At 74.9% G+C, this 1927-nt stretch carries 1 protein-coding gene; it reads left to right on the top strand.

The features are described from left to right. Positions 1–1765, top strand: a 1765-nt coding sequence (locus tag OZN99_RS30670; RefSeq protein WP_270938992.1) for an eCIS core domain-containing protein, incomplete at its 5' end; no start/stop codon positions are given. Positions 1766–1927 lie beyond the last annotated feature (162 nt).

Raw genomic sequence — 1927 nt, 5'->3', positions numbered from 1 at the left:
CAAGCTGCGGCGCAGCGCGCTCGGCCCCGGGCCATCGGTGGCACCGGTGTCGTTGCGGCTGGGCGCCGGGACACCGCTGCCCGAGGCCAGCCGCTCGCGCTTCGAACGCCGGCTCGGCGCTGACCTGTCCGCGCTGCGCCTGCATCACGGGCCGGAAGCCGCCGCGGCTGCACGGTCTGTCCAGGCGCGCGCCTTCGCGGTGGGCAGCCACATCGCGCTCGGCGAGCGCGCGCCGCCGCTCTCCACGCCGGAGGGCGAGGAACTGCTGGCGCATGAGGTCGCGCACACGCTGCAGGATGGCGCGGCCGGCACCATCCGGCGGCGGACCGACTTCGACATCATCGGCCTGAACCCGAATGCCGCGGCCGATCCCGGCACCATCTATTTCGACTACGACAGTGCCACCATCGATCCGTCCGAGCAGCCGAAGATCCCGCCGCTCGCCGTGCCGCCGAACCAGCCGCTGACGCTGTTCGGCTACGCCAGCGAGGAGGGCGACCCGGCCGGCAACGTCGCGCTGGTGAACCGCCGCATCCGCACAGTGGGCAATGCGCTGCGCGGGGCGGGACACACGGCGGCGCATACGCGGACGCCGGAGCTGGCGGCGAGCGAGGGGCAGATGCGCTACCGCGAGCGTCGGGCCGTCTCCGTCGTGCCGACGCCGGTGGCCGGGCCGGCCGTGCCGCCGCTGGGCGGCGGCGGCGTGGCCTGCAACCCCGTGGAGCCCTGCGGCGCCGCCTTCAACTCCGCCTTCCCCATCGCCCTCGTGCGCCTGACCACCGCAATCGCCCTGACGGCGGCCAACACGCCGGACGCGCAGGCCCACAGCGCCACGCTGTTCCCAGGCGTGCCGCTGGCCGACGTGCTGACCGGCCTGACCGGGCTGCTGGGCGAACTGGCGCGCATGCCGGCGAACCATGTCTGCCACAATGGCTGCGACGGGCAGTGCGACCGGCCGGCCTATGCCGATCCCGGCGCGCGCGTGATGACCCTGTGCCCGGACTTCCTGGGCAGCGCGGACGCGGCCGGCAACGCGATCACCCTCCTGCACGAGGGGCTGCACATGGTCCCCGGCCTGACCACGGAGGACATCGCCTACCGCAGCAGCCGCATGATCGACTTCATCGGCGGCGCGCAGGCGCGCGACAACACCGACAGCTACGTCGTGCTGATCCTGCGGCTCAGCGGCGCCGCCGCGGGCGGCCCGCCGGTGGATCCGGTGGGCGGATTACCGGCCGCGGACCAGCCGGCGGCGCGTCGCTCCCTCGCCTTCCTCGAGCAGTGGCTGCTGCAGGCGGACTGGGACACGGCGCAGCTCTATGAGGCGATCAAGGACAACAAGGGCCGCGCCGGCGGCTGGGACCCGGCGGCCGCGTACCACGCGGGCACGCAGCACGCGATCGCCGCGACCTTCGGCCTGACCGATCCCGGCGCCGCGGCCCCCTTCCTGGCGACGCCGACGGACCAGGACCAGTGGGCCGTCGCCGGCATCCGCGACCGCTACAACCGCATGATGTTCGCGGTCTGGCAGACCCCGGTCACCGTGACCCAGACGGCCGGCCCGGAGAACTGGGCGGCCAGTCTGGGCAATGCCGTGGAGGTCACGCCGGCCTTCTTCGCCCTCGCCGCGCCGGACCAGGTGCTGCGGCTGCTGGAGCTGCTTGCCGGCTCGCTGCCCGCGGCCGACGTGCCGGTGGCGCGGCGACGCAGCTACGCCGAGGGCGCGCAGCACATCTGGACGCATTCCGGCCGTGCCGGCCCGTAGCGTGGTGCTGGAGGCCGGCGGCCGGTGACGTCCCGCACGCCCGCCGCCGAGCCCGCGCCCCGCGTGCGGCTGGGCCAGGCGCAGGATCCTGAGGAGCGCGAAGCCGACCGCATGGCGGAGGCGCTGGTCGCACCGGCGCCGCTGGGCTGCACCGCCTGCGCG

Origin of the sequence: Falsiroseomonas oryzae (assembly GCF_027856955.1) — a bacterium.
GTDB classification, from domain to species: Bacteria; Pseudomonadota; Alphaproteobacteria; order Acetobacterales; family Acetobacteraceae; genus Falsiroseomonas; species Falsiroseomonas oryzae.
Note: the sequence above shows the minus strand (reverse complement) of the source record. Positions and strands in the feature narration are given on the sequence as shown.